Raw genomic sequence first — 21,309 nt, 5'->3', positions numbered from 1 at the left:
TAGCTCCTTTCCTGGTCACCGCCTCAAAAAAGTATCAAGGTGATGGAAGACCGCCGCTGCCATGAAAGTGCCATTACATTTAGTGTTGGCATGTTTCATTGTGAATGTAAAGAGTTAGTGTAAAGCCTGACTGTAGATTAAAGTGTGATCAAGAATGATAAATCGAGTTGATAGAATGTTTCTGGGGTTGCTGGTTATTGTTGTGTTGTCGTCTGGCTGGTGGCATCTGTCGCAACAACCTTTATTGTTTCATAAATTTATACAAGGGGTAACTGAAGACACAGAGTTCGATAAGCAGTTATCGGGGACTCCTGACTTTGGCAGCATGTTGGATGTCTGGGAAAAAAAAGCCTCTTTCTTTGCCTTTATGAAAACCATGGTTGATGAAGAGAACCAGCAACTGAGAGATACTCGTCAGCAACTGTTGTCGTATAAAAACAAAGTGACTCTCGATGAAAGTCAGCAGCAGTGGGTGAACGGTCTGGCGCGTCTTTATAAAGTGGATGAAAAGAAGACCGGGCTGGATGATATTTTTGACGAACTGCTGATAAAGGTTGATGAAATTCCCATTTCTCTGGCGCTGGTTCAGGCGGCTAACGAGTCGGCGTGGGGAACTTCCCGTTTTGCCCTGAACGCTAATAATTTCTTTGGACAGTGGTGCTTTTCTAAGGGGTGTGGCCTGGTTCCGGAAAGGCGTCCGGAAGGTGCGAGTTATGAAGTCAGAAAGTTTGATTCGCCTGCCCACTCAGTACGTTCATACATGCATAACCTGAATTCCAGCCATCACTATGAAAGCATGCGGGAGATGCGCATGAAACGTCGGGAAATGGGCGAACCAGTCACTGGCCTGATTCTGGCACAGGGACTGCACGCTTATTCCATTCGTGGTGTTGAATACGTGGATGAGTTGGTGCGGATGATCAAGGGTAATGATTTGTTGCGTTATGACCTGGAAGGCGAGAGCATAGCACTGGAACGTTGAAAAACGCTCTGAAGGCATTAACAGTCAGGAAGACGAATGAAAACAATAACCAGCCTGATGATCTGTCTGGGACTGCTTCTGTCCCAGTCCTCCTTTGCTGCACCAGCGAGCAAGTACTGGGGGATTTGGGACAAAAGCGATGAGTCATCCCTCAAAACCATTGATCATTCGGCGTGGTCAGACCTTCTTTCCCGGTATCTGAAGACCTATCCCGACGGTACGCTGTTTGCCTACAGCAGGGTGTCCAGAAAGGACCGTGCGAAACTACAGGCTTATCTTGCCAGCCTGACACGGGTGGAACCGAGGCGCTATAACCGTAAAGTGCAGCTGGCCTACTGGATTAATCTCTACAATGCCCTGACCGTTGAGTTGATTTTGAAAAACTATCCGGTTAAATCCATCACCAAAATCGGTCCCTGGTATAAATTTGGCCCCTGGGATGAAAAGCTGACTGAAGTGGCAGGTAAATCTCTGACGCTCAACGATATAGAACACAGAATTCTGCGCCCGATCTGGCGGGATAAACGTATTCATTATGTGGTTAACTGCGCCAGCAAGGGCTGCCCGGATCTTGCTGATAAGGCTTATACGGGAGCCACGGTTGAAGCCATGATGTCACAGGCTGCACAACGTTTTATTCAGCAGGAGAAAGGGGTGGACTTTATTGATGGCAAGCTGACGCTGTCACGAATCTATGAGTGGTATGCTGCGGATTTTGGTTCCAGAAAAGCTCTGATGAGGCATATTACGGAAAACAGCCAGATGGCGATGGCTGCCCGAATCGACAAATACAAAGGCGAAGTGATCTATCAATACCGCTGGGTTCTGAATGACAGCCGGCAGTGAGTGTCAGCTGACTGCCCCGGTGGTTTTATCACTGAAGGTTTCAGCCGATTAATGTAAGTACAGAAAAAGTTCAGGGATGGAATGGTATGGCTTGGATTCGAGGTGCAGCCCGGCTGATGATGCTTCTCTGCCTGACGTTTCAGGTGTCAGTAGTCTGGGCAGCCCCGGAAAAGGACTACTGGCCGTTCTGGGACAGGCATGATCCCCGCAGCAAGCTTGAGGTTGACCACAGTGACTGGCAGTTGATTCTGGATAAATACGTTCGCTTCTCAGAAAAACAGCAGATGTATACGTTTGTTTATGGTGGCGTGAGCCGGGAGAACTCAGAACGGTTACGGCGTTATTTGAAAAGTCTGTCTGATTACGACCCCAGAACTCTGAACAGGAATGAGCAGTTGGCGTACTGGGTTAATCTTTATAACGCCCTGACGGTCGAGCTGATTTTAAAAAACTATCCGGTGAAGTCGATCACTAAGCTGGGGAAAGGCTGGTTTCGTATTGGCCCCTGGGACGATAAGCTGATAACCATTGCGGGAAAAGCGCTTTCACTGAATGATATTGAACACCGTATTCTTCGACCTGTCTGGAATAATGCCCGAATACACTATGCGGTCAACTGTGCCAGTATTGGGTGCCCTGATCTTGCGCCGGAAGCCTATTCCGGCAAACGGATTGAGGCCCAGATGGATGAGGCGGCCAGACGCTTTATCAACCAGAGCAAAGGCGTTAATTTTGTAGGCAAACGACTGGTATTGTCGAAAATCTTTGAATGGTATGGCGATGACTTTGTGGGTAAGGATAGCTCTGGTAAAGAGTTCTCCGGCAAAGAAGGCGTCTGGAGAGAGTTGTTGCAGTTTGCTGAACCAGGGCTGCGAATCCGCCTTGAATCCTACAAGGGTGGAACCAGCTACCACTATAACTGGCAACTGAATGAGTTTCGTCGTTGATTATTGCTTTCCAGTTTTGCCCGTCCCGGTTCTGGCCTGCCCTTTTCGTGACATCCCAGAACCAGGAGGGAACGAAAACGGATCAGGCAGAGGCAGGCTCGAATTTGATGACCTGCACGGCATCGTCTTCAACAGAAGGCATGGCTTCCGGAATATTACCTGAGAATATTTCCTTACTGTCTTCAAACTCATAAGGCTTGCGTTCGCCAGAGCGTTCAACGGTCAGGCTGTCGAAATCGAACAGTTCAGTATCCGCCATCTGGGAAGGGGCGATGTTCTGCATAGCCGTGAAGATGGATTCGATGCGGCTTGGGTGTTTTTTCTCCCATTCTGCCAGCATGGCTTTAATGTTCTGGCGTTGCAGGTTTTCCTGGGAGCCACACAGGTTGCAGGGGATAATCGGGTAGTTCTGAATGTCTGCGTAACGGCTGATATCTTTCTCGCGGCAGTAAGCCAGAGGTCGGATAATGACGTTGCGACCGTCGTCTGAACGCAGCTTGGGCGGCATGGCAGACAAACGGGAACCGTAGAACATATTCAGGAACATAGTTTCAACAATGTCGTCTTTATGATGCCCCAGGGCGATCTTGGTGGCACCGATGTCCTCGGCAAAGGAGTACAGGGTGCCACGACGCAGGCGGGAGCACAGGCCGCAGGTGGTTTTGCCTTCCGGAATTTTGGACTTGACCACGGAATAGGTGTCGCGGTTAATGATGTGGTAAGGCACCCCGACATTATCCAGGTATTCGGGCAAAACATGCTCTGGGAATCCCGGCTGTTTCTGGTCCAGGTTTACGGCGATCAGCTCAAAGTGAATTGGGGCGCTTTTCTGCAGGCTCATCAGGATATCGAGCATGGTGTAGCTGTCTTTTCCTTGTATGGCATAAAATATCTTGTTTTTTCAGTTATAAACATCGATTTCAAGGTGCAGAGGCACTTTTTCAATGCACACCTTTTACAAAAAATCCTTTTTTTGTAAAAGGCAGTCGTTCCAACCCCAATTTTCTTGCCCAATTTTCTTGCTGTGAGCCCCGTATAATTGCTCAATAGTAGAATACCTTCTCACTGGTCTTCTTCGTCAACTTCAATTATTTGAAATAGATGTCTGATGGCAGCCCAGCGCTAACCAGAAATTTCTATGACTGAGCTGCAAACATCCTTGCCGCCTTTATAAGGATCTCATTTTCTTCTGTAAGGCGATTAAGCTCCTTTCTCAGCCTTTTTATCTCAGCCTCCTGAGTTGATGAGGGTTTGGTAGCTTGATTTTGCAAGCCATCAATGCCTTTTTGCACCCAGTGCTTCATGGTAGCGGGGTGTACGCCAAGCTCTTCGGCTGTTGCCTTCAGGTTTCGATCATTTTCCAGATACCTTTCAACGGCCTGAATCTTGAAAGTCAGAGAATAAGTTTTGCGTTTGTGGGTGTTCATCTCTTTGCACTACTTGAGCTAAGGATTCCTGAGTATCGTATCACAACTAAAACTCAGAATATCTTAGCTTTTATAGCTGAGATTACTATGAGCAACCGAAGCTCTGAAGCCCTGTCCCCACTCCCTAAGCGTCTCAAGGAAGCACGACTTGCAAAAGGATTGTCACAAAAATCTTTAGGTATCCTGGCGGGAATCGATGAATTCTCTGCAAGTTCTCGAATGAATCAATATGAGAAAGGTAAGCATACACCCGACTTCGCAACGCTGAAGAGACTGTCCGAGGCTCTTGAGTTGCCAACTGGTTATTTTTATTGCGAAGAAGACTGGCAAGCGTCAGTCCTTAAAGAAATGTCTTCTATTTCAAATTCACGTCGGGAAAAAATTCTTACAAGTATGATCTGACCCCTTGGTACGGCACGCTATTTAATGCCCAAGGATGAGGCGTTAAAGCTTGACAAGGAAATCCAGAGTAGCCAGTGGGTAAGTGATTCAACACTACAGACAGCAGCTGGCTTTACAGGGTCTTTGCTACAAACAGGAAACCCGTTTTCAACGTCTGGGGTTAACGCCTTTTCAGAAATCAATGCAGCCTTGACTGTAGCCAGCTGGCTGCTGCCTGAAGATGGAATAATGGAAGAAGTAAGTGGTGTTCATCTTCCTAAAGTCTGGCAGGAGAAAGCGATAGAGACTCAGGAGCAAGCAAAACGAATCGCCATCGAACATACTGAAGAGCAACTTTAACGAACAGCATCCGCTTTGAACCTCAGCTATTCGTGTCTGGCCAATTGCTAAAGCACTATGTCACGAGTTTATCATTTGGCATACACCGAAGAGACGGACTTTAGTCATTTATTGATCTGTGAACATTATACGTAACACTGCCTGCAAGCATAACTGGTGTCATGTAACCTGAAGAATCCTTTGATTGTTTCAGGACTTTTTTGCAAACTTCGCATCTTGCCCCGAATAAATTTTATAAATTCATCTTTTGTCTTCAGGGCAGCCTTACCCAACTTTTCTTTAAGGTAGTTCCAGGCTTGCTCATCTGGATTCAGCTCTGGTGAATAGCTCGGCAGTAGATGAAGACCTAACAGCCTTGGTTCCTGTGCTACATATTCTTGTGTGTGTTTAGCCCGTAGCCTTCACGACAGGAGTGAGTCCCTTGATACCCCACGTTCGACCACGGTGACTCTCTGATTTAGCCGTAGATTCATCCAGAAAGAAAATAATGGCATCTTGCTCATCTGCCTGGCTGAGTATCTGCGGATAACGAACATTCAGCCACTCATCAATTTTTTTTGATCCTGCTGCCATGCTCCCCAACGAGGCTTCTGTGGACTAAATCCCATTCGCTTCAGAAGTCTGGCAACAGAGGCCGGTACATATTTAACCTGAAATGTCTGATCAATCAGCTTTGCGACTATCTGGCAAGTCCACAGAGGGGTTTGATAACCATAGTCTACGGGAGTACTGCTTCTGAGAAGCAGATGGAGCTGTTCTTGCTGCTCTGGAGATAATTTTGGCTTTGGGCCGGTCTTGCCTGTGCGCGTTTTAAGGCCATCCCATCCACCAGTTTCATAACGGTCGATCCATTCATAGACGGTCTTTCTTGACGTTCCGTATTTGCGGGCGAGGCTGGAGGGGTTCATGCCTGCATGCCAGTCTTTAATGGCGTCAAATCGTATTTGTTCCCGAACCTCATCCGAGATTTTACGTCCGTCAATATTGTTCATTGCTGCCTCATCTATGAAGCAGGAGATAATACCAGACGACAGATGTTACTTATAATGCGCAAAAACCAATAGTATATCAAGCTCCGAATGGTGTTTATGTTGTGACGCACTGGCTAGATCTGATTCAGCCTGAACAGCCCAATCCTATAGCAAACGCAGTAGTCGGTTTTGATATTGGTTGGCACAGTCCTGCAGGGCATAGTTGGATGGTGCATTTTTATGCTGATCCAGCCCTTGATGCCAACGGAAATGCCGTGATCAGAGAAGGCAAAAATGGTTATGTTTATCCTGTAGTGAAAGACAAGTTGAATTACACCGAGCTTGGCAGAATGCTGTATCGCGAACTTAATAATGATGGCGGATACCTGTTCATGGGTAGCCATGATCAGGTTCCAAGGATGGTCGCTTACAACGGCAAACTCTACTCATACACATCAAGAAGAGCAGACCGTTTCATTGATAGCGAGCTTATAGAAAAAACAAGTACTATCGATACAAACGACTAATGTTTGTTATGCAGGCGCATGAACGAATCATGTGCTTGCAGTTATGTTTCAAGCCTCGCAGCTGGCAACTTTCAAACGCCCCTAGTCCAACCCCCAGCTAACAGGTAATATCCCCCCATCAAGAATTACTGAGTATCAACCTGCCTTTCCTGCTCAAAAGACGGGCAAACCACCGGCAGGCACCGAGACCCTATGACTACCCACAAACTCACACTCTCCCGACTCACCAGTAAGCTATTCAAAGCCTGCGATATTCTGCGGGGCAAGATGGATGCGTCTGACTACAAAGAGTTTATCTTTGGCATCCTGTTTCTGAAGCGAATGTCCGACCAGTTTGACAAGGACTACGCTGCGAAAAAAGCGGAATTGCTGAATGAAGGTCACGACGAAGAAGACATTGAGCTGCTTTTGGGGGATGAAGATCAGTTTGATTTCTTTGTTCCACCGGCAGCGCACTGGTCCAGCCTCAAACACCTGAAAGAGCATGTCGGCAATGGCCTGAATAAAGCCCTGTCTGCCCTTGAGGATGAAAACACGTCCAAGGGTCTGGAAGGTGTTCTCAAGCACATCAACTTCAACAAAACCGTTGGCAAGAAGCCTATCCCGGACAGCACCCTGGTGGATTTTATCCAGCACTTCGATGAAATCCCCCTGTCCAATGAAGACTTTGAATTTCCCGATCTGCTGGGCGCAGCCTATGAATACCTGATCAAATACTTTGCCGACAGTGCCGGTAAAAAAGGCGGTGAATTTTATACGCCTGCAGAAGTGGTACGACTGCTGGTTGAAATTCTGGAACCCACCGAAGGCATGGAAGTTTATGATCCGACCTGTGGCTCAGGCGGTATGCTGATCCAGAGTCGGAACTATGTGGCGGAGACCGGTGGCAACGTCCGCAACATGCACTTGCTTGGTCAGGAAGATAACGGTGGCACCTGGTCTATCTGCAAGATGAACATGATCCTGCACGGAGCCGGTGGTGCGGATATTCAGAACGACGACACCCTGCTCAATCCGCAACATATTACGGCCAATGGTGAGCTTCGCACCTTTGACCGGGTGATTGCCAATCCGCCATTTTCCCAGAACTACAAGAAGTCCGATATTCAGGGCTTTAAGGATCGCTTCCACACCTTTTTGCCGGAATCAGGCAAAAAAGCAGACCTGATGTTTGTGCAGCATATGGTCGCTTCATTGAAACAGAACGGAAAAATGGCCGTGGTAATGCCCCATGGTGTGCTGTTCCGTGGTGGTGAAGAAAAACTGTGTCGTCAGCGCATGATTGACAGTGGTCTTCTGGAAGCGGTTATTGGTCTGCCCTCCGGTTTGTTCTACGGTACGGGCATTCCTGCCTGTGTGCTGGTAATCAATAAACAGGGAGCTTCAGACCGAAACTCTGTACTGTTTATCAATGCCGACCGTGAATACAGGGAAGGGAAAAACCAGAACAGTCTGCGGCCTGAAGATATCGAGAAAATCACCAGCGTCTATCGCAGCTTGTTGAGTTCTGGTGATGAAGCAACAAGGAAAGTGCCAAAGTATGCACGACAGGTTCCGGTCAGTGAGCTGGAAAGTGAAGACTTCAACCTTAATATCCGTCGCTATGTGGATAACAGCCCGGCGCCTGAACCCCATGATGTAAAGGCGCACCTGAACGGTGGCATCCCTCAGGCTGAAATCAATAGCCTCGAAGCCTTCTGGCTGGATTATCCGGGGCTTCGGGAAAGTCTTTTTTCCATCCGTGAAGCGGATGACCACTACCAGGACTTCCAGAGCAGCATTGGCTCCCTTGATGCCATCAAGCCTTTGGTTGAAGCGCACCCGGCTGTCAATCAAAAACATCAGCAGTTTCAGCAGGCTGTTGACGTATGGTGGAACAATGAACTGCCCGCCTTTATCCGTCTTGGTGATGACGCATTGAGTGGAGATACTCAGAATGAAGACGGTGTTTTTGCTTTGCGTCGGGAAGCACTGAACTCCATTGAACAGGCACTGGTTCCGTTAAAACTATTGAACCAGTACAAAGTTCGGGGCGCTCTGGCGAACTGGTTTAAGCGATTAGAAGCTGACTTCAAATCCATCGCCGCCAGTGGCTGGAACGCTGAACTGATTCCAGATGAAGTCCTGTTTGCCTCCCAGTGTGCTGAGGTTGTGGCAGAACTCCACCAGAAAAACGGACGAATCAATGAGCTGCAAGGCTGGATCGATCAGGCAGACGAAGAAGACTACGAACCCTCGGATGAAAATCCGGTGCTACCCTCTGAATACGCCAAACAACTGAAGGCAGACCAGAAAGAAGTCAAGGCAACCATCAGCCAGACCCTGAAAAACATCAAGGCGCAAATCAATGATGCCTTTACCGAGCTGAAAGCGGCGACCACCCTGCCTAAAGGCACGAAGAAAGGCGATTTCAGCAAAGGGCTGACCACCAAAGAGCAGAACTTTGCGGTGCATCAGTTAATTCTGTCCACAGCCAGAGAGCTGAACGTCAGCCTCTCCAATGCCGAGACCATTTCTGACCTGGCCGCACAGGGAGAAGCAGCGACAGAACAGCTCAGAACCATAGAGGAAAAACTGGCTAACCATAAAGCCGTGGAGCAGGAACTCAAAGCGCTGAAAGTCGAGATTCGTGAAACGGAAAAGCGAATGGATCAGCTGCTGGCAGCGGCCCGGGAACAGATCGACCGCGATGATGCCCGAAAGCTGATTTTAGCCCGCTTCAAGGATGAGCTGGATGTTGAATATCAGGGCTATGTGCGTGCTGTGCTGTTGACGCTGGTGAAGGCTGTGGAAAACCTGCACCGGAAGTATGCGGTGACGGTGAAGGATATTCTGGATCAGAGGGATACGGAAGCGGCATTGCTGGGTGGGTTTATGCGGGAGTTGGGGTATGAGTGATATTAGAAGAAAAAACCTAAAAGATGTTTCTCAGTTCAATGAAATTCCAATTGGGTGGGGAGAGGTAACAATTGAAGAAATTTGTGATTTAGGTCGCGGTAGGGTTATTAGTCAGGATGAGGTCAAGAATAACCTTGGTGCCTACCCTGTTTATTCTTCCCAAACGCAAAATAACGGTCAAATGGGAATGATTGACACATATGATTTCGATGGTGAATATGTGACATGGACCACGGACGGAGAAAATGCAGGGACTGTTTTCTACAGAATAGGGAAATTCAACTGCACAAACGTATGTGGGACTTTAAAGGCAAAAAGTGAAAACGTAAACCTCAAATTTTTGAGTTATCAACTGGGGCAAGTTGCAAAAAGATATGTTTCATATATTGGCAACCCAAAGTTGATGAATGGTGTTATGGGCAAGGTAGGCTTGATTTTGCCGACAGTAGAACAACAGAAAAAGATAGCTAAAATTCTCTCAACAGTTGACGATCTGATTACCCGAACCCAGTCCCTTATCGACAAATACACCTCCATCAAACAAGGCATGATGGCAGACCTGTTCAGCCGTGGCATTGATACCGCTACCGGCCAGCTGCGCCCAGGCTTTGAAGAAGCCCCGGAGCTGTATAAGGAAACAGAGCTTGGTTGGGTGCCAAAGGGGTGGGAGGTTCAGCCTTTAGAGAAACTGTTGGTAAATGTCTCAACACCAATGAGGAGCGGCCCATTTGGTAGCGCTTTGTTGAAACATGAGCTTGTAGAAGAAGGTATTCCGCTGCTGGGCATTGATAATATTTTCGTTGAGCATTTTGAAAACAACTTTCGCCGTTTTGTGACATCACAAAAATTCAACGAGTTGTCACGTTATGCTGTTCGCCCGAAGGATGTGGTTATCACCATTATGGGAACTGTTGGTCGTTGTTGCGTACTTCCTGAAAATATTGGTGCGGCACTATCCTCAAAGCATTTGTGGACTATGACTTTTGATCAGGAAAAAGTTATTCCTGATCTGATTTGCTGGCAATTGAACTATGCACCGTGGGTTAAAGCAGCTCTGCATAGGGAGTCGCAAGGGGCGGTTATGGATGCAATACAGTCCAAAGCTCTGAGAACCTTGCTTTTACCAGTCCCCCCAATGGCTGAACAAGAAAAAATAAATGCTATTTACAGTACCGTAAATACAAAACAATCTGCTCAACGGCAATACAAGCAAAAGCTCGAAGTTCAGAAAAAAGGCTTAATGCAAGACCTCCTGACCGGAAAGGTGCCCGTACCGGTATGATCAACCTCAAGCCAAAGGAGCTGGCACCTAAAATGTGGGTCGATGCGCTGATTTTTTTGTCGGCGTACTACCCGCTGTTTGTTGTCCTTTTGTCCGAGATCCGTTTGACGGTTGGGTTCAGGAAGGCTTTATTAGGCCTGCAGAGCCAGAGTTTTTTCATACACCGTTTATCAAAACTCATGGTATCAGACACCAGCATGTTCCTACGGAAAAGACATTGATGTTTTACAAAAATCTCAACCCTCAAAAAGCCCTGATCTGGAGAATTACTCACCGGAATAACCTTCCGTGGCTGCTGGATAATGGCTTGCACTGCGGAACCAGTACGGTTCGCTCATCTGATTGGGTGGATATAGGGAATCCTGAGCTGATTGATAAACGTGGTAATCATCCTGTTCCAGATAAACCTGGTGGAGTATTGAATGATTACGTTCCCTTCTACTTCACCCCTTTTTCGGTGATGATGCAGAATATCCACACAGGATGGAGCGTACCCAAAAGGGATAATGACGAAATCGTTATTCTTGTTTCCAGCTTGTATCGAATACGAGAGTTGGAACTTCCATTCCTGTTTACGGATAGCCATGCTTATTATATGTGGGCAAACTTTTACAGTGGCCTCGCTGATCTTGATAAAGTGGACTGGTCAATCCTGCAACGTCGTGATTTTAAGCGGGATCAGGATGATCCAGCCAAGTTTGAGCGCTATCAGGCAGAGGCTTTGGTTTACCGGCACGTACCAGTAGAAGCATTGCTGGGTGTCGTTTGTTATACCGAAGAGCTAAAATTGCAGATAGATCAGCTTATGCAGCAGCGAGGGCTTGGGTTGTCAGTCTACGTGCGAACGGGGTGGTATTTCCAATGATCAAATACACGACAGGCAATCTTCTTGACGCACCTGCCGAAGCTCTGGTTAACACGGTTAACACCGTCGGGGTTATGGGAAAAGGTATTGCCCTGATGTTCAAAGAGCGCTTTGACAAAAACATGAAGGAGTACGTCAAAGCCTGCAAGGCTAAAGAAGTTCAGGTTGGCAAAATGTTTGTCACTAAAACTGATGAGCTTATAGGCCCCCACTGGGTGGTGAATTTTCCGACTAAGAAGCATTGGCGTTATCCCTCAAAAATGGAGTGGGTGGTTGATGGTTTGCAAGACCTAAAACGCTTTATTCTTGAAGAAAATGTCAGGTCCATCGCCATTCCTCCCCTTGGAGCTGGCAATGGCGGTCTTCCCTGGCCTGCCGTTCGTGAGCAGATTGAACTGGCTCTGTCAGATTTGCACGATGTAGAGATTCTTATTTTTGAGCCGACTGCAAAATACCAGAATATTGCCAAGTCAAAAGGTGCTGAAAAGCTGACCCCTGCAAGGGCGTTAATTGCCGAGTTAATCCGTCGCTATTGGGTTCCTGGTATGGAATGCAGCCTGCTGGAAGTGCAAAAGTTAGCCTGGGTTCTTGAAAGAGTGATTGAGAAACAACAGCTTGAAAACCCTCTCCAGCTTCAGTTCAGCCCGGAAAATTATGGCCCTTATGCTAACCGCCTGCAGCACGTTTTGAATCATCTGGATGGTAGCTATTTAAAAAGTGACAAGCGTATAGCGGATAGTAGTCCGCTGGATGTTATTCGCTTTAACGAAAAATATAAAATCAAATTGCAAACTTATCTTGAGTCAAAGGCTACAAAATACTTGCCAGCACTTGAGGAAGCCTCGAAGATCATTTCTGGTTTTGAATCTCCTTTCGGACTAGAGCTGTTGACAACCGTTGACTGGCTGATCAGCAGGGAGAGCTGCAATGGAACGGTTGATGATGTCATGGAAGCAATAAAACAATGGCCTGCAGGTTCTAAGTGGGCTTCCAGAAAAGAGAAGTTGTTCAGTGAGCGTGATGTTTCGATAGCTTTATCAAGACTTCAGGAAATGAAGATGGCTGCCTGATGGAGCCATCTTCTCTGGGTAATAGGAGAAAAGCTATTTCCCCTAAGCCACACCGAACAGTTGTCAAGACAGGGCTTGTTCAGCAACCGGATAAGATTGTGGCTGCGCGGAATCTATCCTTATTCGTTTAAGACCTCATTTTGGACAAGCCCAAGTTTTCGACAAAGCGTATTCGGCCAGAGAACCCTCTGAAAAATGCAGTTCCTGCGGATTATCTTTCAGATATTTCTCTACAATTAGAACCGCTTGCTTAAAAGTCACATTTTCAGGTAGACATATTTTGTCTGACGCACTGATCACGCCAACTACAACACCTATGCAATAGCCCTGACCAAAGGTTCCTCTAGAAACTGCATAGTTATTGCAATCTTCTAGGAATCTCGTTCCATCAGCGCTAACGTTGGCTGTAAATGCTAACGCTGCAAGAATGAAGAGCTCTTTAATTGAGTTTCTCAAATTTTTCTCCTTTCACATAATCGGGATAGGGCAGAGCCTCACGACTCTGTTCCTCCCACACCACGAGCCGTACGGATCACTTAGCATCGCGGTTCATCTTGCTGCCAGTTTAGGCAATCTCAGATTCCTGAAATATCTATTCGGTAATGCTTTTGTAAGAGCAGGATTGCTACTCAAACGCCAAAATCTATGAGCAGACTTTGCCGTGTTTCATGCCAGAAATCTATCGACTACCAGCTTTCTGAGTATTCGGTAGCCTTTGCTTCCCCATTGCTTCAGGCGATAACACCGCTATCGTCGTCGAACCCATTCACCAAGCGTGATCAAAACCTATGCACTAAAAAGCTCTTCTAACAATTCCAGGTCTTTTTGAGCGTGTTCGAGCCCCTGGTTAGCAGCCTTACGAAACCAGTAAGTCGTCCGTTCGATACTTTTTTCTACACCCCTGCCCTCAAAATACATTAAGCCCAGATTGTACTGTGCTTTTGCATGCCTTTGCTCAGCGGCCTTGCGATACCAGACAACAGCCTGCTTATCATTTTGTTTTACGCCTTGGCCATTGGCATAAATGATGCCCAGATTGTACTGTGCTTTTGCATGCCCTTGCTCAGCGGCCTTGCGATACCAGGCAACAGCCTGCTTATCATTTTGTTTTACGCCTTGGCCATTGGCATACATGACGCCGAGGTTGTACTGAGCATCTGCATACCCCTGTTCTGCGGCCTTGCGATACCAGACAACAGCCTGCTTATCATTTTGTTTTACGCCTTGGCCATTGGCATACATGACGCCGAGGTTGTGCTGAGCATCTGCATACCCCTGTTCAGCGGCCTTGCTATACCAAGCAACAGCCTGCTCATAACTTTGCTTTACGCCTCGGCCATTGTCATACATGACGGCCAGGTCGAACTGAGCATTTGCATACCCCTGCTCTGCGGCGTTGCGATACCAAGCAACAGCCTGCTTATCATTTTGTTTTACGCCTTGGCCATTGGCATACATGACGCCCAGGTTGAACTGAGCATCTGCATACCCCTGCTCAGCGGCCCTTTGATACCAAGCAACAGCCTGCTTATCATTTTGTTTTACGCCTTGGCCATTGTCATACATGACGCCGAGGTTGAACTGAGCATCTGCATACCCCTGCTCAGCGGCCTTTCGATACCAGGCAAAAGCCTGCTCATAACTTTGCTTTACGCCTTGGCCATTGTCATACATGACCCCCAGGTTGTACTGAGCATCTGCATCCCCCTGTTCTGCGGCCCTTCGATACCAGGCAACAGCCTGCTCATAACTTTGCTTTACGCCTTGGCCATTGTCATACATGACGCCCAGGTTGTACTGTGCTCCTTCATTCCCTTGTTGTGCAGCCTTGCGAAACCAGACAACAGCCTGCTTATCATTTTGTTTTACACCGCGGCCATTGGTATACATGACACCCAGGTTGTACTGAGCATCTGCATACCCCTGTTCAGCGGCCTTGCGAAACCAGATAACAGCCTGCTTATCATTTTGTTTTACACCTTGGCCATTGGCATACATGATCCCCAGGTTGTACTGAGCATCTGCATACCCCTGCTCTGCGGCCTTGCGATACCAGGCAACAGCCTGCTTATCATTTTGTTTTACGCCTTGGCCATTGGCATACATGACGCCCAGGTTGTACTGTGCTTTTGTATGCCCTTGCTCAGCGGCCTTGCGATACCAGGCAACAGCCTGCTCGTCACCTTGTTTTACACCTTGGCCATTGTCATACATGACCCCCAGGTTGTACTGAGCATCTGCATCTCCTTGCTCTGCAGCCCATCGATACCAGACAATTGCCTGCTCGTCACTTTGTTTTACACCTTGGCCATTGTCATACATGACGCCCAGATTGTACTGTGCTTTTGCATGTCCTTGCTCTGCGGCCTTGCGATACCAGGCAACAGCCTGCTCGTCACTTTGTTTTACACCTTGGCCATTATCATACATAACACCGAGGTTGTACTGAGCATCTGCATCTCCTTGCTCAGCGGCCTTGCGATACCAGGCAATAGCCTGCTCGTCACTTTGTTTTACACCACGGCCTTCAGAATACATTAAGCCCAAAATATATTGAGCATCTGCATACCCCTGCTCAGCAGCCTTGCGAAGCAAGATAACGGCCTGCTCGTCACTCTGTTTTACGCCACGGCCATTGAAATACATTAAGCCCAGATTGTACTGAGCATCTGCAACTCCTTGCTCTGTGGCCTTGCGATACCAGGCAACAGCCTGCTTATCATTTTGTTTTACGCCTTGGCCATTGGCATACATGACGCCCAGATTGTACTGAGCATCTGCATACTCTTGCTCGGCGGCCCTTCGATACCAGGCAACAGCCTGCTTACCATTTTGTTTTACGCCTTGGCCATTGCCATACATGACGCCCAGGTTGTACTGTGCTTTTGCATGCCCTTGCTCAGCGGCCTTGCGATACCAGGCAACAGCCTGCTCGTCACTTTGTTTTACACCTTGGCCATTGTCATACATGACGCCCAGACTGTATTGAGCTTTTGCAACACCGTCATTAGCAAGTGGTATCCATATGTTGAGCGCATTTGGATAATCGCCTGACAAATAGGCATCAGAACCATCCTGATATGACACCCCAGACCCCATAACGGAAAATGACAAAAAAATCAAACTGAACAGCACACTTCTCAAGTTCATTAGTACCCCCAAACAACTCAGTAAACGACAGAGTAAGTAAAAAACCTACTCTGAAAGGCTGATATTTGAATATACGTACTTATCAGATGCTAAGGCATGTCTGGGGCTTTGAGAAAAAGCGGGTTGAGCGAGGAGGTTGATGGGTATAATTGGCGGGTAAACCAAATCCGGATTTTTGAAGTTTGGTTGCTTGCGAGTAATTACTCGGCTGGTTGGCAGATTCTTTTGAATGCCTGTTTTGCGGGAAGGTAATAGTGCCTATGGTGATAAGGCTAGCTCTTATACCAGAGGCTTTAAATGTGCGATATTCTCCAGTGACGCATATTGCTATGTAGGCTTTTGTGGCAATGCGACAAACAACTAGCTTCTAACAAGTAAACTTGGTGACACCACTGACGCACCTGATTTAGGCGTTAGGCTGTCCCTTTTTACAGCTAGTTTGATCATAAAAATTAAGGGAGCATAAGGGAGATAATAATGGAGTGGTATTTAAAGGTACTAAAGCAATATGCTGTATTCAGTGGTCGTGCAAGACGGAAAGAATACTGGATGTTTACTTTATTTAATTTGCTTATTGCATTTGCAATTAGCTTTATAGAAATAATGCTTGGCGGCTACGGTACTATTGGTAGTTTATACATTCTTGCAGTATTAATTCCAGCTATTGCTGTATCAGTTAGGAGACTACATGATATAGATCGTTCAGGATGGTGGTTGTTAATTGGATTGATTCCTTTTGGATCAATTGTGCTATTCGTATTTTTTGTACTAGATAGTAAAGTAGAATCCAATGAATATGGACCGAATCCCAAATTAGCAGCAGACTAAATCGGGTCGCCGGAGGTTTTTAGCCTCTATAAGCCTCAGAGGGTGACTATACAAATTGGGTGTAAGTCTCATATTGACCCGCCCTACAGACCTTGAGCACCAAGCTTTGCTCTGAGCAGATAAATTTTTCAGTCCAACCGGAAGATTTTAGTACCGCCCTTACTGGAAAGCCCGTAAATACTGGCTTTACCTCCCACTGAAGGTTTTGTCTCAGATGGCTGTTTCTGGATATTCATGACAATCCACAAAAGTCAGCAAACCTTTATATAGCAAGGGATGCAGAGAGGTTTGGTGCTGGTCAATATGAGACTTTCACCCATACAAATCAATGGTGGTTTTGCTTGTACTCTCAAGCTTCAATACTGTCAGGTGCTGTTGGTAGAGTGTGTCGAAGCGTTTTTTTTGGCCATGTTTCAAACAGATTGATACCACATTCTTGACATGAACTATCAGACGACCTTGCCATGCAGTTCCACTAAGCGAGAAAAATAGATGATTCTTCGGGTTAATCGCTTAATGCGTGTACGCAGTGTCAGCGCTGTTTCTCTCAATGCTTTGTGTGAACTTTTTACTGACAATATGATTATCTTCTGGCAGTTCTGAGCCGTATGGCTTCCAGTCATCAGTGCAGTAGAATTTGAATGCAGCAAAAACCGAAACACATTCAGAGTTACCCCTGAATGAGATACCGTGTTTCATTGGGTTCGCTCATTCTAGTTAATGAGATCGGAATTTTTGGCCTGTTAGACCTGTGGCCAAATTGGGTATTTTTACGGTTGCCAGTTGAGCAGACCTCCCCAGATAAGGACGTGAACTTTCAGCGTACAATTGTGGCATTTATCGCATCTCTCAAACCAGAGGGCTTTGTGATCTTGGGCACACTCCCCAACGAGACTTGGTCTTGTATAGGTTTCTGTCCGTCGGCTCGCACCTTCGCCTAAAGCGCTTACTTTTGGTGTTGTCAGACTGCCCCCACACAATTCCTCGAGAGATTGTACTTGCTTTAAGTTGGTGGTTATCACCGCTGAGCTTATTAAGCGGCAGCATCCGATGCTGGTTTACCCACAGATGACTTTCACCCCATAAGTTCATGCCCACGCCGGGCGTATCTAAAGCATTCACCGTCTGCGACGCAGAAGGTGAATGCGACGTTAGGTTAATTATCAGCGTGTGAGTTAAGATTCTTACTGACATTAATCAATTTTTCTGATGTACAACCTGCTTTTTGACCCCAATCAACAATATCAGAATATGCTTTACTCTTAATTTTTAGTTTATTTTGTTTTCTCAACTTAGCCAAAAAGTGGTCAACGTCCCCATCGATGTCTTCCGAATCCAATTGAGACATAATAGAATAAGCAAATATTTCCGTTGTCTTAATGTATGAATCACTAATTTCTTCCCAACCCTCTGGTTTTGTAATTTCTAATACATCCGCACACATGATATAGACAGTCATCCCGGATATTAGTTTTTGTCTTTTCTGCGTAGCTTCATGTGAATCAAAAGAACTCTGTTCTTTTGTATCTTGATCAGCATTTATTTGAGAACTGTCAACTATAAAAATTGATAAAGAAGCATACAAGCCAACATAAATAAACACTTTATAGAATGTAATTTTATTTCTCATTTTAGATGATAGGGAAAACAGTGAAAAGATAGCCAAGGGGATTATAATTGAGGCCATAATTCCATGAATGACTGCACTTTGTATAATAGCTGGTGCGTCGAGCAAAATAGCTCTCAGTTCTGGCTGAGTTAGAATTTCAAAACCGTTAGCATACCCATTACCCAAAGCATTAACAAAATTAAGGAAGAAGGAACAAAGAATTACAACTATGGCCACATGAAAATATTTCTTATCAATCAAAGTAATCACCGCTGAAAGTAAAACCAATTACAGATAATATGATAACTGTTATTGGCTTGATCAATCAAAATTGATGAATCGTTTCGTGGTGTAGCTTGATTGTGCCTTTTTTCCCAAGTCATCCAGCCACTTGCTCAGGACTCCAGTCAAAAAGGGTGTAGCGGATGGTGTGGAGTTTAATAACCTCGGTTAGCTTGACTGCCTTCTCCTTATGGCCTTGTTCGGCCATGCGATGAGCCTGCTAGTGCCTATAGTCACGCAACCTCTTGTTGCGGTTTAACTAACGAGAAAGGGAGTTTTGCAAGCGACTAAGCTTTTTCGCAATTTTATTTTGAGAAGCCCCATTTTTCAGATCAATTTCGATATAATGTCTCTTTTCAGAACTCAGGTGTGTATAGGCCATCCATGGCGCCCTCCGTTTGGTTTGGTTGCTTTATAGAGTACCTCTGAGTTCTGATTCATTTCAAAGGTTCTCTGGCAAGCTGCTGGTTACAAAGGTTATGTGCTTTTGGTACGAATTCAGGACTTTTAATTTTTAATGTTAATGGATTTTGCTGCTTCACAGACAAAGGCTTCAAGCTGCTGCTTATTCGTGCTGCCTAACCTCAAACGTTACTGGTTATAAGGTAGGCAGAGACGCCGATTATCTACAGCCTCTAATATGAGACTGACATAGTGGATTTTGGCAGATGTTCTGAATGACCGGTTTCGTTTTATCCCTGTCCGGAGTTGTTTTTCATGAGTGAATACAAGGATGTCGAACGTCCCCTGTTAACCCAGCTTCCGCAGTAGTTTCAGGGAAGTGGTGCTGGCAGAATAGTTCAAAATTGCTGTGCTGAAAATGAATACCACGGAGGAGGGGGCGCAGCGACTGACTCCGGAACAGTTGGATGGTTTACTAGGTTGGTTTGTTTATCGTAACCGCCAGGCTGCTTGAGGTTTGGGAGGGGATGCTCCAGATCAATCGGGATCAGGAGCAACTGGACAGCTATCTGGAACAGCAGGCAGAGCTTTGCAGGGTGTTTCTTGAGCATACGTCTTATGACTTGGTAAGCTATCAGTACACACCGAGCGTTGCCAAAATCCTATGTATTAAAATTTTTTTCCAAATTTGTCAGGTGTTTTTGAGCATCCTCATGCCCTTGGTCCGCTGCTTTACGAGACCAGTAAAATGACTGTTCGATACTTTTTTCCACACCCCTGCCTTCAAAATACATTAAGCCTAAGATGTGTTGAGCATCTGCATGCCCTTGCTCTGCTGCATTACGAAGCCAGACAGCGGCCTGTTCTTCACTTTGTTTTACGCCGCGGCCATTGAAATGCATGAATCCCAGTGTGAACTGAGCATCTGCATGCCCCTGCTCAGCAGCCTTGCGATGCCAGACAGCGGCCTGCTTATCATTTTGTTTTAAGCCTCGGCCATTTTCATACATGATGCCCAATTCGTATTGAGCTTTTGCATACCCCTGCTCAGCGGCCTCGCGAAACCAGACAGCGGCCTGCTCGTTACTTTGTTTTAGACCTTTACCATACAAATGCATGGCGCCCAGCAAGAACTGAGCTTTAGCATGCCGCTGCTCAGCGGCCTTGCGAAACCAGACAGCGGCCTGCTCGTTACTCTGTTTTACGCCTATGCCATTGGTGTACTTAAAGCCCAGGTTGTACTGAGCATCTGCATACCCCTGCTCAGCGGCCTTGCGATACCAAGCAACGGCCTGCTCGTCACTTTGTTTTACGCCTTGGCCAATGTCATACATGACGCCCAAGTTGTATTGAGCTTTAGTATGCCCCTGCTCTGCCGCCTTACGAAACCATATAACGGCCTGCTCGTCACTTTGTTTTACGCCTTGGCCAATGTCATACATGACGCCCAAGTTGTATTGAGCATCTACATTTCCCTGCTCTGCGGCCTTGCGCAACCAGGCAACGGCCTGCTCGTCACTCTGTTTTACGCCTATGCCTTCGCTATGCATGGCGCCCAGCAAGTACTGAGCTTTAGCATACCCCTGCTCTGCGGCCTTGCGATACCAGGCAACGGCCTGCTCGTTACTCTGTTTTACGCCTTGGCCATGGGCATACTTAAAGCCCAGGTTGTACTGAGCATCTACATTTCCCTGCTCTGCGGCCTTGCGATACCAGGCAGCGGCCTGCTCGTCACTTTGTTTTACGCCTTTGCCTTCGCTATACATGGTGCCTAGGGCAGATTGAGATCTTGCATCACCATCATTAGCAAGTGGTAGCCATATACTGAGAGCATTTGTGTAATCGCCTGACAAATAGGCATCAGAACCATCATTAAATGACATCCCACTGGATCCCATAACGGATAGTGACAAAAAAACCAAACTGAACAGCACACTTCTCAAGTACATTAGTACCCCCCTTCAAACAACGCAATAAACGACAGAATAAGTAAAAACCTACTCTGAAAGGCTGATGCTTGAATATACGTACTTATCAGATACCAAGGCATGCTTGGAACAGTGAGAAAAGCAGGGTGAGCGAGGAGATTGATGGATATGACTGACGGGTGAACCAAATCCGGATTTTTGAAGTTTGGTTGCTTGCGGCAACCACTCGACTGAATCACCAGCTTTTTTTACACCTGATTCGACAAGCAAGGAGGTAGCCCGGCTTCAGTTGCGGCAGTTATTAGCCCCACCAACCGCTGGGGTGATAAGCAATCGGTACGCCGTGTTGCAAAATTCCATCATTGATTAAAACGTTTGAGTCCTTTATGGGGAATTAGTTCAGGAAACTTCAGCCGTGCGCGGAAGTCGCGATGGCAGGAAGCCTATTTAGGAGGGCAGGGACGGCAAGGGCTGTTTTTATGACTGGGCAGGGTATTACGAAAGTGGCGTTATTAATGGCTATGATTGGTGTGTTAATCGGTTTCGGATTTTCT

The 21,309-nt window shown here is 46.6% G+C and carries 21 protein-coding genes and 2 pseudogenes; 12 read left to right on the top strand and 11 right to left on the bottom strand.

Going from position 1 to position 21,309, the window contains the following annotated elements; all coding sequences use genetic code 11:
- Nucleotides 1-175: 175 nt before the first annotated feature.
- From NX720_RS04035 to NX720_RS04025, 3 genes are all read left to right on the top strand, one after another.
- Complete coding sequence (locus NX720_RS04035; RefSeq protein ID WP_262599560.1) at nucleotides 176-982, top strand: glucosaminidase domain-containing protein; 807 nt, start codon at nucleotides 176-178, stop codon at nucleotides 980-982.
- A gap of 36 nt (nucleotides 983-1,018) precedes the next feature.
- Nucleotides 1,019-1,828 carry a DUF547 domain-containing protein gene (locus tag NX720_RS04030; RefSeq protein ID WP_262599559.1) on the top strand — a complete coding sequence of 270 codons (810 nt, stop codon included), beginning with the start codon at nucleotides 1,019-1,021 and terminating at the stop codon, nucleotides 1,826-1,828.
- Nucleotides 1,829-1,914: 86 nt separating this feature from the next.
- Entirely contained in the window at nucleotides 1,915-2,775 is an 861-nt protein-coding gene (locus NX720_RS04025) for a DUF547 domain-containing protein (RefSeq protein WP_262599558.1), read from the top strand.
- Between the two features lie 82 nt (nucleotides 2,776-2,857).
- On the opposite strand, the pseudogene ttcA reads toward NX720_RS04025, so the two are convergent.
- Both ttcA and NX720_RS26985 read right to left on the bottom strand, forming a co-directional pair.
- A pseudogene (ttcA, locus tag NX720_RS04020) lies at nucleotides 2,858-3,649 on the bottom strand (tRNA 2-thiocytidine(32) synthetase TtcA); the annotation flags it as partial.
- A gap of 262 nt (nucleotides 3,650-3,911) precedes the next feature.
- Nucleotides 3,912-4,139 carry a transposase gene (locus tag NX720_RS26985; RefSeq protein ID WP_404831077.1) on the bottom strand — a complete coding sequence of 76 codons (228 nt, stop codon included), beginning with the start codon at nucleotides 4,137-4,139 and terminating at the stop codon, nucleotides 3,912-3,914.
- Between NX720_RS26985 and NX720_RS04015 the strand changes: the two genes are divergently transcribed.
- Nucleotides 4,041-4,604, top strand: coding sequence for a helix-turn-helix domain-containing protein (locus NX720_RS04015; protein ID WP_262599557.1), 564 nt, complete (start codon nucleotides 4,041-4,043; stop codon nucleotides 4,602-4,604). The genes NX720_RS26985 and NX720_RS04015 overlap by 99 nt on opposite strands.
- Before the next feature lie 24 nt (nucleotides 4,605-4,628).
- Nucleotides 4,629-4,943 carry a hypothetical protein gene (locus tag NX720_RS04010; RefSeq protein ID WP_262599556.1) on the top strand — a complete coding sequence of 105 codons (315 nt, stop codon included), beginning with the start codon at nucleotides 4,629-4,631 and terminating at the stop codon, nucleotides 4,941-4,943.
- Nucleotides 4,944-5,068: 125 nt separating this feature from the next.
- On the opposite strand, the gene NX720_RS26980 is transcribed toward NX720_RS04010, so the two are convergent.
- The 3 genes from NX720_RS26980 to NX720_RS04000 are packed head-to-tail and all read right to left on the bottom strand — an operon-like array spanning nucleotide 5,069 to nucleotide 5,935.
- Nucleotides 5,069-5,278, bottom strand: a complete 210-nt coding sequence (locus NX720_RS26980) for a transposase (protein WP_404831076.1) — start codon at nucleotides 5,276-5,278, stop codon at nucleotides 5,069-5,071.
- Nucleotides 5,279-5,330: 52 nt separating this feature from the next.
- Nucleotides 5,331-5,516 (bottom strand): hypothetical protein, encoded by a 186-nt coding sequence (locus NX720_RS04005; protein ID WP_262599555.1) that lies wholly within the window; start codon nucleotides 5,514-5,516, stop codon nucleotides 5,331-5,333.
- Nucleotides 5,480-5,935, bottom strand: a complete 456-nt coding sequence (locus tag NX720_RS04000; protein WP_262599554.1) for an IS630 family transposase — start codon at nucleotides 5,933-5,935, stop codon at nucleotides 5,480-5,482. Before NX720_RS04000 ends, NX720_RS04005 begins: the two co-directional genes overlap by 37 nt.
- A gap of 101 nt (nucleotides 5,936-6,036) precedes the next feature.
- On the opposite strand from NX720_RS04000, the gene NX720_RS03995 reads away from it, so the two are divergent.
- The 6 genes from NX720_RS03995 to darG all read left to right on the top strand — a co-directional run bounded on the left by NX720_RS03995 (nucleotide 6,037) and on the right by darG (nucleotide 12,556).
- Nucleotides 6,037-6,441, top strand: a complete 405-nt coding sequence (locus NX720_RS03995) for a hypothetical protein (RefSeq protein ID WP_262599553.1) — start codon at nucleotides 6,037-6,039, stop codon at nucleotides 6,439-6,441.
- 192 nt (nucleotides 6,442-6,633) lie between these two features.
- Entirely contained in the window at nucleotides 6,634-9,339 is a 2,706-nt protein-coding gene (locus NX720_RS03990) for an N-6 DNA methylase (protein WP_262599552.1), read from the top strand.
- Nucleotides 9,332-10,621, top strand: coding sequence for a restriction endonuclease subunit S (locus NX720_RS03985; RefSeq protein WP_262599551.1), 1,290 nt, complete (start codon nucleotides 9,332-9,334; stop codon nucleotides 10,619-10,621). Before NX720_RS03990 ends, NX720_RS03985 begins: the two co-directional genes overlap by 8 nt.
- Nucleotides 10,618-10,842, top strand: coding sequence for a hypothetical protein (locus NX720_RS03980; RefSeq protein ID WP_262599550.1), 225 nt, complete (start codon nucleotides 10,618-10,620; stop codon nucleotides 10,840-10,842). Before NX720_RS03985 ends, NX720_RS03980 begins: the two co-directional genes overlap by 4 nt.
- Complete coding sequence (gene darT, locus NX720_RS03975) at nucleotides 10,842-11,486, top strand: type II toxin-antitoxin system toxin DNA ADP-ribosyl transferase DarT (RefSeq protein ID WP_262599549.1); 645 nt, start codon at nucleotides 10,842-10,844, stop codon at nucleotides 11,484-11,486. The genes NX720_RS03980 and darT overlap by 1 nt, the downstream gene beginning before the upstream one ends.
- The gene (gene darG, locus NX720_RS03970) at nucleotides 11,483-12,556 is read left to right on the top strand and encodes a type II toxin-antitoxin system antitoxin DNA ADP-ribosyl glycohydrolase DarG (protein ID WP_262599547.1); all 1,074 of its coding nucleotides are present in this window, start codon (nucleotides 11,483-11,485) and stop codon (nucleotides 12,554-12,556) included. Before darT ends, darG begins: the two co-directional genes overlap by 4 nt.
- Nucleotides 12,557-12,691: 135 nt before the next feature.
- Here the strand turns inward: darG and NX720_RS03965 are convergent, their stop codons facing one another.
- Both NX720_RS03965 and NX720_RS26845 read right to left on the bottom strand, forming a co-directional pair.
- Nucleotides 12,692-13,012, bottom strand: coding sequence for a Rap1a/Tai family immunity protein (locus tag NX720_RS03965; protein WP_262599545.1), 321 nt, complete (start codon nucleotides 13,010-13,012; stop codon nucleotides 12,692-12,694).
- 330 nt (nucleotides 13,013-13,342) lie between these two features.
- Nucleotides 13,343-15,643 (bottom strand): SEL1-like repeat protein, encoded by a 2,301-nt coding sequence (locus tag NX720_RS26845; protein ID WP_318654085.1) that lies wholly within the window; start codon nucleotides 15,641-15,643, stop codon nucleotides 13,343-13,345.
- A 540-nt stretch (nucleotides 15,644-16,183) separates the two neighbouring features.
- Here NX720_RS26845 and NX720_RS03940 point away from each other — a divergent pair.
- Entirely contained in the window at nucleotides 16,184-16,534 is a 351-nt protein-coding gene (locus tag NX720_RS03940; RefSeq protein WP_262599543.1) for a DUF805 domain-containing protein, read from the top strand.
- A 449-nt stretch (nucleotides 16,535-16,983) separates the two neighbouring features.
- Here NX720_RS03940 and NX720_RS03935 read toward each other — a convergent pair whose 3' ends face one another.
- From NX720_RS03935 to NX720_RS03925, 4 genes and pseudogenes are all read right to left on the bottom strand, one after another.
- Nucleotides 16,984-17,157, bottom strand: a complete 174-nt coding sequence (locus tag NX720_RS03935; protein WP_449757782.1) for an IS1 family transposase — start codon at nucleotides 17,155-17,157, stop codon at nucleotides 16,984-16,986.
- Nucleotides 17,117-17,233, bottom strand: a pseudogene (locus NX720_RS27460) (hypothetical protein); the annotation flags it as partial. The gene NX720_RS03935 and the pseudogene NX720_RS27460, both read right to left, overlap by 41 nt.
- A 457-nt stretch (nucleotides 17,234-17,690) precedes the next feature.
- Nucleotides 17,691-18,404 (bottom strand): hypothetical protein, encoded by a 714-nt coding sequence (locus NX720_RS03930; protein WP_262599542.1) that lies wholly within the window; start codon nucleotides 18,402-18,404, stop codon nucleotides 17,691-17,693.
- A 1,085-nt stretch (nucleotides 18,405-19,489) separates the two neighbouring features.
- Nucleotides 19,490-20,710: a tetratricopeptide repeat protein gene (locus tag NX720_RS03925; protein WP_262599541.1), complete on the bottom strand. Its 1,221-nt coding sequence runs from the start codon at nucleotides 20,708-20,710 to the stop codon at nucleotides 19,490-19,492.
- Nucleotides 20,711-21,309: the final 599 nt, after the last annotated feature.

This window comes from Endozoicomonas euniceicola (assembly GCF_025562755.1).
In the GTDB taxonomy this organism is placed as follows: Bacteria; Pseudomonadota; Gammaproteobacteria; order Pseudomonadales; family Endozoicomonadaceae; genus Endozoicomonas_A; species Endozoicomonas_A euniceicola.
Note: the sequence above shows the minus strand (reverse complement) of the source record. Positions and strands in the feature narration are given on the sequence as shown.

Excerpts from the sequence above, each read along its gene's own strand:
- NX720_RS04000 (WP_262599554.1), bottom strand. The coding sequence starts at position 5,935 with ATGAACAATATTGACGGACGTAAAATCTCGGATGAGGTTCGGGAACAA.
- NX720_RS03940 (WP_262599543.1), top strand. The coding sequence starts at position 16,184 with ATGGAGTGGTATTTAAAGGTACTAAAGCAATATGCTGTATTCAGTGGT.
- NX720_RS03985 (WP_262599551.1), top strand. The coding sequence starts at position 9,332 with ATGAGTGATATTAGAAGAAAAAACCTAAAAGATGTTTCTCAGTTCAAT.
- NX720_RS04010 (WP_262599556.1), top strand. The coding sequence starts at position 4,629 with ATGCCCAAGGATGAGGCGTTAAAGCTTGACAAGGAAATCCAGAGTAGC.
- NX720_RS04005 (WP_262599555.1), bottom strand. The coding sequence starts at position 5,516 with ATGGCAGCAGGATCAAAAAAAATTGATGAGTGGCTGAATGTTCGTTAT.
- NX720_RS04025 (WP_262599558.1), top strand. The coding sequence starts at position 1,915 with ATGGCTTGGATTCGAGGTGCAGCCCGGCTGATGATGCTTCTCTGCCTG.
- darG (WP_262599547.1), top strand. The coding sequence starts at position 11,483 with ATGATCAAATACACGACAGGCAATCTTCTTGACGCACCTGCCGAAGCT.
- NX720_RS03925 (WP_262599541.1), bottom strand. The coding sequence starts at position 20,710 with ATGTCATTTAATGATGGTTCTGATGCCTATTTGTCAGGCGATTACACA.
- NX720_RS04035 (WP_262599560.1), top strand. The coding sequence starts at position 176 with ATGTTTCTGGGGTTGCTGGTTATTGTTGTGTTGTCGTCTGGCTGGTGG.
- darT (WP_262599549.1), top strand. The coding sequence starts at position 10,842 with ATGTTTTACAAAAATCTCAACCCTCAAAAAGCCCTGATCTGGAGAATT.
- NX720_RS03935 (WP_449757782.1), bottom strand. The coding sequence starts at position 17,157 with ATGACTGGAAGCCATACGGCTCAGAACTGCCAGAAGATAATCATATTG.
- NX720_RS04030 (WP_262599559.1), top strand. The coding sequence starts at position 1,019 with ATGAAAACAATAACCAGCCTGATGATCTGTCTGGGACTGCTTCTGTCC.
- NX720_RS03980 (WP_262599550.1), top strand. The coding sequence starts at position 10,618 with ATGATCAACCTCAAGCCAAAGGAGCTGGCACCTAAAATGTGGGTCGAT.
- NX720_RS03990 (WP_262599552.1), top strand. The coding sequence starts at position 6,634 with ATGACTACCCACAAACTCACACTCTCCCGACTCACCAGTAAGCTATTC.